Annotated in this window: 6 protein-coding genes, 1 tRNA gene and 1 rRNA gene; 1 reads left to right on the top strand and 7 read right to left on the bottom strand. The window is 70.5% G+C overall.

Going from position 1 to position 14,968, the window contains the following annotated elements; all coding sequences use genetic code 11:
* Window positions 1-92: 92 nt before the first annotated feature.
* From ACIQR3_RS23610 to ACIQR3_RS23595, 4 genes are all read right to left on the bottom strand, one after another.
* Entirely contained in the window at window positions 93-947 is an 855-nt protein-coding gene (locus tag ACIQR3_RS23610) for a helix-turn-helix domain-containing protein (protein WP_403542436.1), read from the bottom strand.
* Between the two features lie 285 nt (window positions 948-1,232).
* Window positions 1,233-3,974: a DNA translocase FtsK gene (locus ACIQR3_RS23605; RefSeq protein ID WP_403542036.1), complete on the bottom strand. Its 2,742-nt coding sequence runs from the start codon at window positions 3,972-3,974 to the stop codon at window positions 1,233-1,235.
* A gap of 196 nt (window positions 3,975-4,170) precedes the next feature.
* Window positions 4,171-4,845, bottom strand: coding sequence for a two-component system response regulator (locus tag ACIQR3_RS23600; protein WP_403542033.1), 675 nt, complete (start codon window positions 4,843-4,845; stop codon window positions 4,171-4,173).
* Between the two features lie 413 nt (window positions 4,846-5,258).
* Window positions 5,259-10,736 carry a HAMP domain-containing protein gene (locus ACIQR3_RS23595; RefSeq protein WP_403542031.1) on the bottom strand — a complete coding sequence of 1,826 codons (5,478 nt, stop codon included), beginning with the start codon at window positions 10,734-10,736 and terminating at the stop codon, window positions 5,259-5,261.
* A 394-nt stretch (window positions 10,737-11,130) separates the two neighbouring features.
* Here ACIQR3_RS23595 and ACIQR3_RS23590 point away from each other — a divergent pair, with 394 nt between their 5' ends.
* Complete coding sequence (locus tag ACIQR3_RS23590; protein ID WP_403542028.1) at window positions 11,131-13,884, top strand: SpoIIE family protein phosphatase; 2,754 nt, start codon at window positions 11,131-11,133, stop codon at window positions 13,882-13,884.
* Between the two features lie 68 nt (window positions 13,885-13,952).
* On the opposite strand, the gene ACIQR3_RS23585 is transcribed toward ACIQR3_RS23590, so the two are convergent.
* From ACIQR3_RS23585 to rrf, 3 genes are all read right to left on the bottom strand, one after another.
* Window positions 13,953-14,025: transfer RNA gene (locus ACIQR3_RS23585), tRNA-Thr, on the bottom strand.
* Window positions 14,026-14,098: 73 nt separating this feature from the next.
* Window positions 14,099-14,761, bottom strand: a complete 663-nt coding sequence (locus ACIQR3_RS23580; protein ID WP_403542434.1) for a DegT/DnrJ/EryC1/StrS family aminotransferase — start codon at window positions 14,759-14,761, stop codon at window positions 14,099-14,101.
* Window positions 14,762-14,875: 114 nt separating this feature from the next.
* Window positions 14,876-14,968 (bottom strand): 5S ribosomal RNA (rrf, locus tag ACIQR3_RS23575); the annotation flags it as partial.

The raw sequence follows: 14,968 nt of genomic DNA, 5'->3' as shown, positions 1-14,968 counted from the left end.
GACAGCCCACGTCGACGGGGTTGGCCGATCTTGGCCAACCCCGTACTGACTCGCCTCGCCGGGTCCCTCTTCCGACCCGTTCGTCCGCTCCCTCACCCGGCCTGCGGATCACCCTTGGTGTAGGTCAGCCGCTCCACCGCACCCGGCTGGAAATCGTCCTCGATCTCCTTGCCGTTCACATGGAGCTGGATGGCGCCGGCGTCACCGAGGACGAGGTCCACCTTCTCGTTGTCCTGGAACGTCTTGGACTCGCCCTGGTCGAGCGTCCCGTCGAAGAGCGACCGGCCGTTGTGGTCCTTGGCGGAGATCCAGCTGCGGCCGTCGGTGGCGCTGACCTGGACGGTCACCTTGTCCTGCGGTACGGCGGCGATGGCGCTGTCGGTCGGTTCGGGGGCGGCGGGCTTCTCGGGCTCGGCGGAGGCGGAGGCGGTCTTGCCGGCGGTGGGCTCGGCGCCCTCGGCCACGTTGGCCTCGGAGGCGCCGTCGTCACCGCCGCCCTTGACCATGGTGAACCCGACGAAGCCGATCACGGCCACGATCGCGGCGACCATGGCCGCGGTCCAGTTGGGCCCGCGCCGCTCGGGGCGGATGCGCTCCGCCTCGAACAGGGGGGCCGCGGGGGTCGGCGCGGGACGTCCGCCGCGCTCGGCGGCGAACTGTTCGAGCAGGGGCGCCGGGTCGAGATCGACGGCCCTGGCCAGCGTACGGATGTGCCCTCGGGCGTAGACGTCACCGCCGCACGGCGCGAAGTCGTCGGCCTCGATGGCGTGCACAATGGCGATCCGCACCCGGGTGGCACTGCTGATGTCGTCGACGGTCAGCCCGGCGGCGATCCGCGCCTGCCGCAGGACATGGCCGATGGAGGGGCGGGCTTCCTCAGGAACGTCGTCGGACACGTCCTCGAACGGACGCTCGTCTTCAGGAGAGTTACCGGGAGAGTTGCCGATGGACACGGGGGCGCCTTTCGAGCGGTTGGCCGCCTGTGCTGGACGTTCAGTCTAGGGGGGGTACGAACGGGTGGGGCAACCGGGCAGTCGTACTTTGTACGCCATAGGAATGGTCATGGGAATGACCATCGGACTGGCGGTCCGGCCATCGGTCTGGCCCGGCAGACCGATGATGGAGCAGTTGTTCGTCGCTTTCGTCAATGTGACGTACACCGCCGGGAAACGGTTGCCCACTGATCGATTGCGGATGGGTCACGGCGTCCGCCCGGCCTTCGCGGACACCCCCTACCCCTCAGACTCCCCCCGAATCACGGCCAGCACGCCGTCCAGTTCATCAGGCTTCACAAGAACGTCACGAGCCTTCGAGCCTTCGCTCGGCCCGACGATGTTCCGCGACTCCATGAGGTCCATCAGCCGCCCCGCCTTGGCGAAGCCGACCCGCAGCTTGCGCTGGAGCATGGACGTCGACCCGAACTGGGTGGAGACCACCAGCTCGGCCGCCTGGCACAGCAGGTCCAGGTCGTCGCCGATGTCCTCGTCGATCTCCTTCTTCTGCTTGGTGCCCACGGTGACGTCGTCCCGGAAGACGGGCGCCATCTGGTCCTTGCAGTGCTGGACGACCGCCGCGACCTCCTCCTCGGTCACGAAGGCGCCCTGCATACGCGTCGGTTTGTTGGCGCCCATCGGCAGGAACAGCCCGTCGCCCTTGCCGATCAGCTTCTCGGCACCGGGCTGGTCGAGGATGACCCGCGAGTCCGCCAGCGACGAGGTCGCGAACGCCAGCCGCGAGGGCACGTTCGCCTTGATCAGCCCCGTGACGACGTCCACCGAGGGCCGCTGGGTGGCGAGCACCAGGTGGATGCCGGCCGCGCGCGCCAGCTGTGTGATCCGCACGATCGCGTCCTCGACGTCCCGCGGCGCGACCATCATCAGGTCGGCCAACTCGTCCACGATCACCAGCAGATACGGGTACGGCTGGAGTTCCCGCTCGCTCCCCTCGGGCGGCTTGACCTTGCCCTCGCGCACCGCGCGGTTGAAGTCGTCGATGTGCCGGTAGCCGTACGCCGCCAGGTCGTCGTACCTGAGGTCCATCTCCCGTACGACCCACTGGAGGGCCTCGGCGGCCCGCTTGGGGTTGGTGATGATCGGCGTGATCAGGTGCGGGATGCCCTCGTAGGCGGTCAGCTCGACGCGCTTGGGGTCGACCAGGATCAGCCGGACGTCCTCGGGGGTCGCCCGCATCATGATCGACGTGATCAGGCAGTTGATGCAGGACGACTTGCCGGAGCCGGTGGCGCCGGCGACCAGCATGTGCGGCATCTTGGCCAGCGAGGCCATGACGTAGCCGCCCTCGACGTCCTTGCCGAAGGCGACCAGCATCGGGTCGTCGTCCTCGGCGGACTCCGCGAGCCGCAGCACGTCGCCGAGGTTGACCATCTCCCGGTCGGTGTTCGGGATCTCGATGCCGACCGCGGACTTGCCGGGGATCGGGCTGATGATCCGCACGTCCGGGCTGGCGACGGCGTACGCGATGTTCTTGGTGAGGGCGGTGACCCGCTCGACCTTGACGGCCGGGCCGAGTTCCACCACGTACCGCGTGACCGTCGGCCCGCGCGTGAAGCCGGTGACCGCGGCGTCGACCTTGAACTCGGTGAAGACGGTGGTCAGCGCCTCCACTATGGCGTCGTTGGCGGCGCTGCGGGACTTGCCGGGGCCGCCGCGGGTGAGCAGGTCCAGCGACGGCAGGGCGTAGGTGATGTCTCCGGAGAGCTGGAGCTGTTCGGCGCGCGGCGGCAGCTCGCGCTCCTGGGCCGGCGGGGCCTTGGTGAGGTCCGGGACGGCGCCGCCGCGCGTCCTGCCCTGCTCGGGACGGGCCCCCGGGACCGGCTCCGCGGCGGGGGCGGGGGCCGGCACGGGAGTGGGCGTCGTCTGCTCCCGTTCCCCCGTGCTCACCCCCTGGGTGAGGTCGGCGACCAGCGGCGACGGCGGCATCCCGTGCAGGACGGCGCCGTCCAGCGCGGCGGCGGCCGCGGCGGCGACGTCCACGGCGTCCATCCGGCGGTTCCCGCCGGCCTGCGCGGCGGCGGCCCGCCGGGGCCGGCCACGGCGCCTGGTGAGCGCCTCCTCCTCGGCCGTGTCGGGGTCGTACGTCTGCGGGGCGGGCGCCGGGCGCCTGCGGGACCGGGCGGGCGGTGCCTCGCGCCACGGCTCCTCGTACCGCTCGTCGTCGCTGAACCCCTCCGCCTCCGGTTCGCGGACCAGACCGAGCCGCACGCCCAGCTGCCGCAGCCGCTGCGGTACGGCGTTGACGGGCGTGGCGGTGACGACCAGCAGCCCGAAGACGGTGAGCAGCACCAGCAGCGGCACGGCCAGCACATCGGTCATGGTGTACGACAGCGGGGTCGCCGCCGCCCAGCCGATCAGCCCGCCGGCGTCCCTTATCCCCTGCATGCCGTCGCCGCGCGCGGGCGAGCCGCAGGCGATGTGGACCTGGCCGAGCACGCCGATGACGAGCGCCGAGAGGCCGATCACGATACGGCCGTTGGCCTCGGGCTTCTCCGGGTGCCGGATGAAGCGCACGGCGATGGTCCCGACCAGGAGCGGCACGAGCAGGTCGAGCCGGCCGAAGGCGCCGGTGACCAGGATCTCGACGAGGTCGCCGACCGGGCCCTTCAGGTCGGCCCAGGTGCCCGCGGCGACGATCAGCGCGATGGCGAGCAGCAGCAGCGCGACGCCGTCCTTGCGGTGGGCCGGGTCGAGGTTCTTGGCGCCCTGCCCGATGCCGCGGAAGACGGCGCCGACGGCGTGCGCCAGGCCCAGCCAGAGCGCGCGGACGAGCCGCAGGACACCGCTGGTCGGGCTGGGGGCCGGGGTGGGCGCGGGCTTCTTCACCGCGGCCTTCTTGGCGGGCGCCTTCCTCGGGTTCCTGGGGGGCGCCTTCTTCGCAGCGGCCTTCTTCGCCGGAGCCTTCGCGGGAGCCGCCTTCTTCGCGGGCTGCTTCTTGGCTGCGGAGGGACGTGAGGCCATGGGTGTGAGGTTACCGGGGGAGACGGCAGCGGACACGTGTGCCTCCTGCTTCACCCGTTCGTGTCGCCCTCGCGGGGCACCGGAACTGACGCGTCCGCTACGCACCCTGACGCGGCCTCACATGACATCGCTGTCAAAGCGCCGCTCGGAGCCGTCGTCATCACACTGCGCTTACCGGAACGTCGGAGCCCGGACCTCAGTTGGGCGCGCTCTGGCCGCCGGATCCCGGCTCCAGCGCGTCCAGCGCCCGCCGCAGCCCGGTCAGCTTGCGCTCCAGATGGGCCGCCGTGGCCACCGCCGCGGCGTCCGCCGACTCGTCGCCCAGCTGTTTGGAGAGCGCCTCGGCCTGCTCCTCGACGGCCGCCAGCCGCGCCGACAGCTCGGCGAGCAGCCCCGCGGGCTCCTTGGCCTCACCGGGCACGGACCTGCCGCCCGCACCCTCCAACTGGAGGCGCAGCAGGGAGGCCTGCTCCCGCAGCTGGCAGTTCTTCATGTACAGCTCGACGAAGACGGAGACCTTCGCCCGCAGCACCCACGGATCGAACGGCTTGGAGATGTAGTCCACCGCGCCGGCCGCGTAACCGCGGAAGGTGTGGTGCGGTCCGTGGTTGATCGCGGTGAGGAAGATGATCGGGATGTCCCGGGTCCGCTCCCGCCGCTTGATGTGCGCCGCGGTCTCGAAACCGTCCATGCCCGGCATCTGGACGTCCAGCAGAATGACCGCGAAGTCATCCGTGAGCAGTGCTTTGAGCGCTTCCTCCCCGGACGATGCCCGTACCAGCGTCTGATCGAGCGCCGAGAGGATCGCCTCCAGCGCCAGCAGATTCTCCGGCCGGTCATCGACCAGGAGGATCTTGGCCTTCTGCACCATGGCCCGCCCTCCTCGCCCCGGCGTGGGGCCTCCCCTGTCCGCAGGACTTGGGGAAGCACCGACCGGTGCCGCCCCTGGGAACGACTCCCTTGCGCCGCCCGTCCTTGTGCCGGTCATCGTAGCCGCACCCCGCCTGTCGCCACACCCTGTCACCGAGATGTCACTGTGCACGTAGCAGAAACGCAGCGGGGGACCAGAAGGTTCCCCGAATCCCGTGCCTCTACACGGCTTCGGGCACACTGAGTCAGCAACTCCGCGTGCCGCCCGAAGGTTCCCGCCCGGCCCCTCGGTGGTCCGTCGGTACTACGTTCGCACGTCCACCGGACCCACCGCCGAGCCACCCCCGGTCCGTACCGCCGAGGCACTGCTCACCCGCACGCGCGCACCCCCGAGACACCACTCGCCCCTACCGCTCAGGCCCCCCTCATCCACTCCTGCATGACCGTCAGCAGATGGTCGGGGTCGACCGGCTTGGTCACGTAGTCGGAGGCGCCGGACTCGATCGCCTTCTCCCGGTCGCCCTTCATCGCCTTGGCGGTCAGCGCGACGATCGGCAGCCCGGCGAACTGGGGCATCCGGCGGATCGCCGTGGTCGTGGCGTACCCGTCCATCTCGGGCATCATGATGTCCATCAGCACCACGGCGACGTCCTCGTGCTGCTCGAGTACCTCGATGCCCTCACGCCCGTTCTCCGCGTACAGCACGGACAGGCCGTGCTGCTCCAGGACGCTGGTGAGCGCGAACACGTTGCGGATGTCGTCGTCGACGATCAGCACCTTCTCGCCGCCGAACCGGATGCCCCGCACCGACTGCGGCACCTCCGGCTCCGCGGCCGGCCGGGCCTCCTGCGGCGCGGGCCGCAACTCGGCCTCGGGCAGCTCCGGCAGCGCCCTGCGGCGGCGCCGGAACAGCGCGGCGGGACCGTTCTGCGTCTCCTGGTACGACTTCACCTCGGCGGGCGTCTCGACCGGCGCCTCCGCCTCCTCGTCCCGCTCGGCCGCCGACACCAGGTCACCGGCCTCCAGCGCGGCCGCCGGCTGCTGGTAGCCCTGCGGCGGCAGCTCGCTGAGGTGCAGCGGCAGGTACAGCGTGAACGTCGAGCCGCGGCCCGGCTCGCTCTGGGCGTGGATCTCGCCGCCGAGCAGCTGGGCGATCTCCCGGGAGATCGACAGCCCGAGGCCCGTACCGCCGTACTTGCGGCTGGTGGTGCCGTCGGCCTGCTTGAACGCCTCGAAGATCACCCGCATCTTGCCGGCCGCGATGCCGATCCCGGTGTCGGTCACCGAGAAGGCGATCAGGGCGGCCCCCGGGTCGGTCAGCGAACCGGCCTCCAGGAGCTGCTCCCGGATGCGCTGCGGCACGTCGTCCCGGGCGGGCCGGATGACCAGCTCGACCGAGCCGGAGTCGGTGAACTTCACCGCGTTGGACAGCAGGTTGCGCAGCACCTGGAGCAGCCGCTGCTCGTCGGTGTGGAGCGTGGCGGGCAGCTCCGGCGAGACCCGCACCGACAGGTCGAGGCCCTTCTCGGCGGTGAGCGGCCGGAAGGTGGCCTCCACGTAGTCGACGAGCTGGACCAGCGCGATCCGCGTCGGCGAGACGTCCATCTTGCCCGCCTCGACCTTGGACAGGTCCAGGATGTCGTTGATCAGCTGGAGCAGGTCGGACCCGGCCCCGTGGATGGTCTCGGCGAACTCGACCTGCTTCGGGGAGAGGTTCCCCTCGGCGTTGTCGGCGAGCAGCTTGGCCAGGATCAGCAGCGAGTTGAGCGGCGTACGCAGCTCGTGCGACATGTTGGCCAGGAACTCGCTCTTGTAGCGCATCGACACGGCGAGCTGCTCGGCGCGCTCCTCCAGGACCTGCCGGGCCTCCTCGATCTCGGTGTTCTTCACCTCGATGTCACGGTTCTGCTGGGCCAGCAGCTCGGCCTTCTCCTCCAGTTCGGCGTTGGACGCCTGGAGCGCCTTCTGCCGCTGCTCCAACTCCTCCGACCGGTCCCGCAGTTGCTCGGTCAGCTCCTGCGACTGCTTCAGCAGCACCTCGGTCTTGGTGTTGACCGAGATGGTGTTGACGCTGGTGGCGATCATCTCGGCGATCTGGTTGAGGAAGTCCTTCTGGATCTGCGTGAACGGCGTGAACGACGCCAGTTCGATGACCCCGAGCACCTTGCCCTCGAACAGCACCGGCAGCACGATCACCTGCGCGGGCGGCGCCTCACCGAGCCCGGAGGAGATCTTCAGGTAGCCGCTGGGCGCGTTCTCCACCAGGATCGTGCGCTTCTCCTGCGCGGCCGTCCCGACCAGCGCCTCCCCCGGCCGGAACGAGGTCGGCATCGACCCCATCGAGTAGCCGTACGAGCCGAGCATCCGCAGCTCGTACTGGTCCTCCCCCGTGGCGGTCGGCTCCTGCCCGTCGACGAGCGGCATGGCGAGGAAGAACGCCCCGTGCTGCGCGGAGACCACCGGCGTCAGCTCGCTCATGATCAGCGAGGCGACGTCCTGGAGGTCGCGCCGGCCCTGCATCAGCGCCGAGATGCGCGCCAGGTTGCCCTTGAGCCAGTCCTGCTCCTTGTTGGCGATCGTGGTGTCGCGCAGGTTGGCGATCATCTTGTTGATGTAGTCCTGCAGCTCGGAGATCTCCCCCGAGGCGTCCACGTCGATCTTCAGGTTCAGGTCACCGCGGGTCACCGCGGTCGCCACGCGCGCGATGGCGCGCACCTGCCGGGTGAGGTTCCCGGCCATCTCGTTCACGGATTCCGTCAGGTCCCGCCAGGTGCCGTCGACGTCACGCACGCGTGCCTGCCCGCCCAGCTGGCCCTCGGTGCCCACCTCGCGGGCGACCCGGGTGACCTCCTCGGCGAACGACGAGAGCTGGTCGACCATGGTGTTGATGGTCGTCTTGAGCTCCAGGATCTCCCCGCGCGCGTCGATGTCGATCTTCTTGGTGAGGTCGCCCTTGGCGATGGCCGTGGTCACCATGGCGATGTTGCGCACCTGACCGGTCAGGTTGGACGCCATCTGGTTCACCGACTCGGTGAGGTCCTTCCAGGTGCCGGCCACGCCCGGTACGTGCGCCTGCCCGCCCAGGATGCCGTCCGTACCGACCTCCCGGGCCACCTTGGTGACCTGGTCGGCGAAGGAACTCAGCGTCTTCACCATCGTGTTGAAGGTGTCGGCCAGCTGCGCGACCTCGCCGCGCGCCTCGATCGTCACCGTCCGCGTCAGATCGCCGTTGGCCACCGCGGCGGCCACCTGGGAGATGTTCCGCACCTGGACCGTCAGGTTCTTGGCCATCAGGTTGACGTTGCCGCTGAGGTCCTTCCAGATGCCGGTGATGCCCGGCACGTGCGCCTGCCCGCCGAGGATGCCCTCGGTGCCCACCTCGCGGGCCACGCGCGTGACCTGCTCCGCGAAGGACGACAGCTGGTCGACCATCGTGTTGACGGTGGTGACCAGCTCCAGGATCTCGCCCTTGGCGTCGACGGTGATCTTCTTCGACAGGTCGCCCTTGGCGACCGCGGTCGTGACCTCGGCGATGTTGCGCACCTGGAGCGTCAGGTTGTTCGCCATGCCGTTCACCGACTGGGTGAGGTCCTTCCAGGTGCCGGAGACGCCCTGCACCTCGGCCTGGCCGCCGAGAATGCCCTCCGTACCGACCTCACGGGCGACGCGGGTGACTTCCTGGGCGAACGACGACAGCTGGTCCACCATCGTGTTCAGCGTGTTCTTCAGCTCCAGGATCTCGCCGCGCGCGTCCACGGTGATCTTCTGGGACAGGTCACCGCGCGCCACCGCGGTCGCGACCTGCGCGATGTTGCGCACCTGGGCGGTGAGGTTCCCGGCCATGCCGTTCACCGAGTCGGTCAGGTCCCGCCAGACACCGGCCACGCCGGGCACCTGCGCCTGCCCGCCCAGCCGCCCTTCCGTACCCACTTCACGGGCCACCCGCGTGACCTGCTCGGCGAAGGACGACAGCTGATCGACCATCGTGTTGATGGTGTTCTTCAGCTCCAGGATCTCGCCCCGCGCGTCCACGTCGATCTTCTGCGACAGGTCACCGCGCGCCACCGCCGTCGTCACCTGGGCGATCTGCCGCACCTGGGACGTCAGGTTCCCGGCCATGAAGTTGACCGAGTCGGTCAGCTCCTTCCAGGTCCCGGACACCCCGTCCACCCGCGCCTGACCGCCGAGCCGCCCCTCGGTGCCCACGTCCCGCGCCATCCGCGTCACCTGGTCGGCGAAACTGGAGAGCTGGTCGACCATCGTGTTCACGGTGTTCTTCAGCTGGAGCATCTCACCGGAGACGTCCACGGTGACCTTCTGCGACAGATCACCGTTGGCCACCGCCGTCGTCACCTGGGCGATGTTGCGCACCTGCCCGGTGAGGTTGCGGAACGCGGTGTTCACCGAATCGGTGAGGTCCTTCCAGGTCCCCGCCGCCCCCGGCACCTGCGCCTGCCCGCCCAGCTCACCCTCGACACCGACCTCGCGCGCCACGCGCGTCACCTCGGCACCGAACGCCGAGAGCTGGTCGACCATCGTGTTGACGGTGTTCTTCAGCTCCAGCATCTCCCCGGCCACGTCCACCGTGACCTTCTGCGACAGATCACCGTTCGCCACGGCCGTCGTCACGGCGGCGATGTCCCGCACCTGGGTCGTCAGGTTCCGGAACACCGTGTTCACGGAGTCCGTCAGGTCCTTCCACGTCCCCGCCGCGCCCGGCACGTTCGCCTGCCCGCCGAGCTGCCCCTCGGCACCGACCTCGTTGGCCACGCGCGTGACCTCGTCCGCGAAGATCCGCAGCGTCTCGGTCATCTGGTTGATCGTCTCGGCGAGCTGCGCGACCTCGCCCCGGGCCGGCACGGTCACCTTCCGCGACAGATCACCGTTGGCGACCGCCGTCGTCACCTCGGCGATCCCGCGCACCTGTGCGGTCAGGTTCCCGGCCATCGTGTTGACGGAGTCGGTCAGCTCCTTCCACACGCCGGCCACCCCCGGCACCCGGGCCTGTCCGCCCAGCTCACCCTCGGTACCGACCTCCCGCGCGACGCGCGTCACCTCGGACGAGAAAGCGGACAGCTGGTCGACCATCGTGTTGACGGTGTTCTTCAGCTCCAGCATCTCGCCGGCCACGTCGACCGTGACCTTGCGCGACAGATCCCCCTTGGCCACCGCGGTGGTCACCAGCGCGATGTCCCGCACCTGCGCGGTCAGCCGGTACGCCATCGTGTTGACGGAGTCCGTGAGGTCCTTCCAGGAGCCCGACATGCCGCGCACCCGGGCCTGCCCGCCCAGCTTCCCCTCGGTGCCCACCTCGCTGGCCACCCGCGTGACCTCGTCGGTGAACGTCGAGAGCTGGTCGACCAGGTTGTTGACGGTCCGCCCGACCTTCAGGAACTCGCCGCGCAGCGGAAGCCCCGTCCCCTCCGCCGCCTGCGTACGCAGTTCCATCCGAGGCGACAGATCGCCCTCGGCGACCGCGGTCAGCACCCGGCCGACCTCGGAGACGGGGCGCACGAGGTCGTCGACCAGCGCGTTGGAGTTGTCGATCGCGGTGGCCCACGCCCCTTCGCACGCCCCCGTCTCCAGCCGCTCCGTGAGTTTGCCCTCACGCCCGACCATCCGCCGCACCCGCGCCAGCTCGCCCGTCAGATGCAGATTGCGGTCGGCCACCTCGTTGAAGACGGCCGCGATCTCCGCCATCACGCCGTCCCCGGACACCGTGAGGCGCCGTCGGAAGTTCCCGTCCCGCATGGTCACCAGAGCGGCCAGCAGCCGGTTCAGGGAGGCCGTGTCCACGACAGTGGTCCCATTGCGCCTCTTGCCCTGATTACCCAGGGACTGTCCGCCTTTCGCGCGCGTTTTCGTGCCCCGCGTCGCTGCGCCAGACTCCACTGTGTCCCTCCCGCAGGGGTCGACCGTTACCGCTGTGCCCCGGTTACACGTCTCGGCGTACCGGTTACTGCCTGGTACTTCCTGTGCTGTCGCACGCTCCCGCCGTTCCACCGGGGCCGCTTCCAGGGCTGCTGCCCGCCGCGCGCCGCCGGCACTCGGTCCGCCGGAACCGTCACTGCAAGCCTGCCCAGTGTTTCACCCCGGCCGAACCCGGCCATAACAGTTCGGCAGCTTCGCACACCGTCCGCACACCCTCTGGGCGGAAACACAGCGGACCGGCATCCGCCCGGACGGCGAAGGTAAGTACCCTTGCATGCGGCTGTCCAGCCGTGCCGGTGCCGTCCGGCCTGGGCGGTGGCACGAGACGAGCGGGCATCGGAGGGGCGGCCGAACCATGACCACCGGACTGATGCCGGGGGGACAGCCCCCGGAACCCCAGCCGACGGGAGGCCTGCCGCAGCAGCGGCACGACCCGGCCGGCGGCGTAGCCCTGCAGGGACAGAGAGGGTCGAGGAGTTCTGTGATCACCGCGCGTGCGGCCGCCAGCTTCGAGCCCGTCGGGCGATCGGTCGCGAGCGCCCGTTCCTTCGTCCGGGACACGCTCCAGGGCTGGGGACACTCCGACATCGTCGACGACGCCGTGGTGCTGACCAGCGAACTCGTCACCAACGCCGTGGTGCACGCGGGCACCGCCGCCGACGTCGTCTGCCTGCGCAGCGACGAGGGCGTACGCATCGAGGTGGCCGACCACTATCCGGAACGCGAGGTCCCGCTCCAGTCGTCGCCCGCCGACATGGGCAGCCCCGACCGCGAGGGCGGGCGCGGCCTCCAGCTCTGCGCCGCCCTGGCCGACCGCTGGGGCGTCGACTACACGCCCACGCACAAGACCGTCTGGTTCCGCCTCATCCTGCCCGAGCGCCCCGTCGGCACCCGCGCCGCCGGCCCCGCCCTCCCCGCCGCCCTGCTGCCGCTCGCCGACGGCCGCGTCCGGGTCGCCGTCGTCCAGATCGACCGGGCCGGTGCCATCACCGCCTGGAACGAGGACGCCGAGGAGCTCTTCGGCTACCAGGCCGAGCAGGTCACCGGCAAACCCCTGACCGACTTCGCCGCCTGGCCGCACACCCCGGGCACCAGCACCGGCATCGCCGAGGCCCTGCGCCTGTCCCGCTGGGAGGGCAGCTACGGCATCCGCGGCGCCAACGGCCGCGTCACCCCGGTCTACGCCTCCCACCTGCGGGTCCGCGACACCGGCGGCGAACCGTCCACGGTCTGCCTCCTCGTACGGGACCACGAACGCGCGGTCCTCCAGACCCCGTTGCGGGTCCCCGCCTCCGACAAGAACACCACCTCCGAGGGCCAGAGCACCGACCCCTTCGAGGTCTTCATCGGCTCCCCCGCCCCGGACGACCTCGACGGCCTGCTCCAGCGCACGGTCGAGCGGGCCCGCGACATGCTCGACGGCGACGCCGCCTTCCTGCTGCTCGCCACGGACGACGAGACGGAACTGGAGGTCCGCGCCTCCACCGGCCTGCCCTCGGCCCGTCAGCGCTTCGCCCGCGTCCCCGTGGAGGCGGGCCCCGGCCGCTACGGCTCGGCCCGCATGCCGGCCGTCCACGACGACCTGGCCGCCGTACCGGGCGCCGTGCCCCTGCTCAACGGCACGGGCATGCGCTCGGTCGTCACCGTCCCGCTCAAGGTCGAGGGCCGCCTCACCGGCTCCCTCGGCGTCGCCGCGGAGGCGCCGGGCCGCTACACCAACGAGGAGGCCCTGCGCCTGCAGTTCGCGGCCGACCGCATCGCCCTGGCCGTCGAGTCGGCCCGCCTCGGCGAACTGGAACGCCTGCGCCGAGGCTCCCTCAGCTTCCTCGTCGAGGCCTCCGACCTGCTCGCCGGCACCCTGGACCGCGACCAGACCCTCGCCCTCATGGCGCAGATGACGGTCCCCACGCTGGCCACCTGGTGCGCCGTCTACACCATCGCCGACCAGGCCTCGGAGCCGTACCTCTCCTACGTCCTGCACGAGGACGAGGAACTGATCGACGGCATCAAGTCCCTCCTCTCCAAGGTCCCGCCGCCCGACCCGGTCCCCACTCCCGGCGCCCGGGTCTGGACCATCCCCGCCGAGATCGCCCACCAGGCGGCCCTGCGCAGCTCCATGCGCAGCCTCGGCCTCAGCAGCACCCCCACCCGCCAGGTCACCCCGGGCATCGGCCCGACCCTCGCCACGGCCTCCGCGGTCGGCGGCGAGACGGTGGTGCTCCCGCTGGTCGCCCGCAACCGCGTCATCGGCATGCTGACCCTCGGCAAGCCCACCGACGAGCACTTCCGCCAGGAGATCCTGGAACTGGCCGAGGACCTCTCCCGCCGCGCCGCCCTGGCCCTGGACAACGCCCGCCTCTACTCGGAGCGCACGGCCATCAGCCAGTCCCTCCAGCGCAGCCTCCTGCCGCCGGAACTGCCGCAGATCGACGGCGTCGAGGTCGAGGTCATCTACCGCGCGGCCGGCGAGGGCAACGAGGTCGGCGGCGACTTCTACGACCTGTTCCCCATCAGCGACGGCGCCTACGGCTTCGCCATCGGCGACGTCTGCGGTACGGGCCCGAACGCGGCGGCGGTCACCGGCCTCGCCCGGCACGCCCTGCGCCTCCTGGCCCGCGAAGGCCTCAGCGGCCCCGCGGTCCTGGAGCGGCTGAACTCCGCCATCCTCGACGAGGGAGCGCGCAGCCGCTTCCTCACCCTCCTCTACGGCGAGATGCGCCCCTTGGCGGCCGGCGGCGCCGAACTCAAGGTGGTCTGCGCCGGCCACCCGCTCCCCCTCCGCCTGCGCCAGGACGGCACGGTCGAACCGGCCGCCGAACCTCAGCCCCTCCTCGGCGTCATAGAGGACCTGGAGCTGTACGAGCAGACGGTCACCCTCGACCCGGGCGACGTCCTCCTCTGTGTCACGGACGGCGTCACCGAGCGCCGCGAAGGCACCCGCATGCTGGGCGACGACGGCCTCGCCGACGTCCTCACCACCTGCACGGGCCTGACGGCCGGCGCGGTGGCGGCCCGCATCATGCGCGCGGTGGAGCGTTTCGCGTCGGATGCCCCGTCCGACGACATGGCGATTCTGGCGATGCGTGTACCGGAGCCGCACAACGACTAGGGCAGGAACGCCCAGGACATGCGAAAAGGCCCCGCCCAAATGATTGGGCGGGGCCTTTTTCTTCTCTGAGCCCCCAAACGGAATCGAACCGTTGACCTTCTCCTTACCATGGAGACGCTCTGCCGACTGAGCTATAGGGGCCTGTCGCTTTCGAGGTTTCCCTCGCGGCAACGGAATAGATCATACCCCGAACACAGCCGTGCTCCCAACCGCCTCACATGGCGGTCTGGAGCAGCCCTCCGAGGGCATTGCACGCGGAGACGATCCGCTGCATGTCCCGCTTGGTCAGCGAGGCGTCGACCGGCAACGCGAGGGTCTCGTCGGCTGCCCGCTCGGTCTCCGGCAGCCGCACACAGCGCCGGAACTCGGGCAGTCGGTGCACGGGCGTCTTCACCGGCACCCGGCACTCCACGCCCCGGCTGCGCACGGCCCGCGCGAAGGCGTCCCGGTCCGGCCGCCCGTTCCCGAGCACCCGCACCACGTACTGGCCGTAGGTGTGCCCGTCCCCGCCATCGGGCGTGCGCACACCCCGAAGCCTCGCATCGAGGTAGGCGGCCCGCTGCCTGCGCTGCGCTATCTCGTCGGACGGCGCTCCCGGCTCGCCGGCCTGCAACACCAGCAGTCCGTGCCGTTGCCCCAGGTCGTGCAGCCGTTTCAGGTCGGCCGACCGACCGAATCGATGGACGGCCACCACGGCCGCGGTCCGCGGTCCCACGACCGCCTCGACGGCGGCGGGATCGAGGCAGTAGGTCACCGGATCTATGTCCGCGAAGACCGGCATCGCACCGGCGAGGGCGACGGCCTCGGCGACTTCCGCGTTCCCGAAGGCCGGCACGACGACCTCGTCACCGACTCCGACACCGGCGGCCCTGAGCATTGCTGCAGTACCCATGCGATGGATGGTTGTTGCGGAACGTGAACGACAGGTGACAGAAAACAAAAAAGGGCTGGTCCCGGAACAAAAGTTCCGGGACCAGCCCTATCAATAATTGTTCGGCGGCGTCCTACTCTCCCACAGGGTCCCCCCTGCAGTACCATCGGCGCTGTAAGGCTTAGCTTCCGGGTTCGGAATGTAACCGGGCGT

Origin of the sequence: Streptomyces sp. NPDC090994, from assembly GCF_044768905.1 — a bacterium.
In the GTDB taxonomy this organism is placed as follows: domain Bacteria; phylum Actinomycetota; class Actinomycetes; order Streptomycetales; family Streptomycetaceae; genus Streptomyces.
The sequence above is the reverse complement of the archived record's forward strand: the minus strand, read 5'-3'. Positions and strand labels throughout refer to the sequence as shown.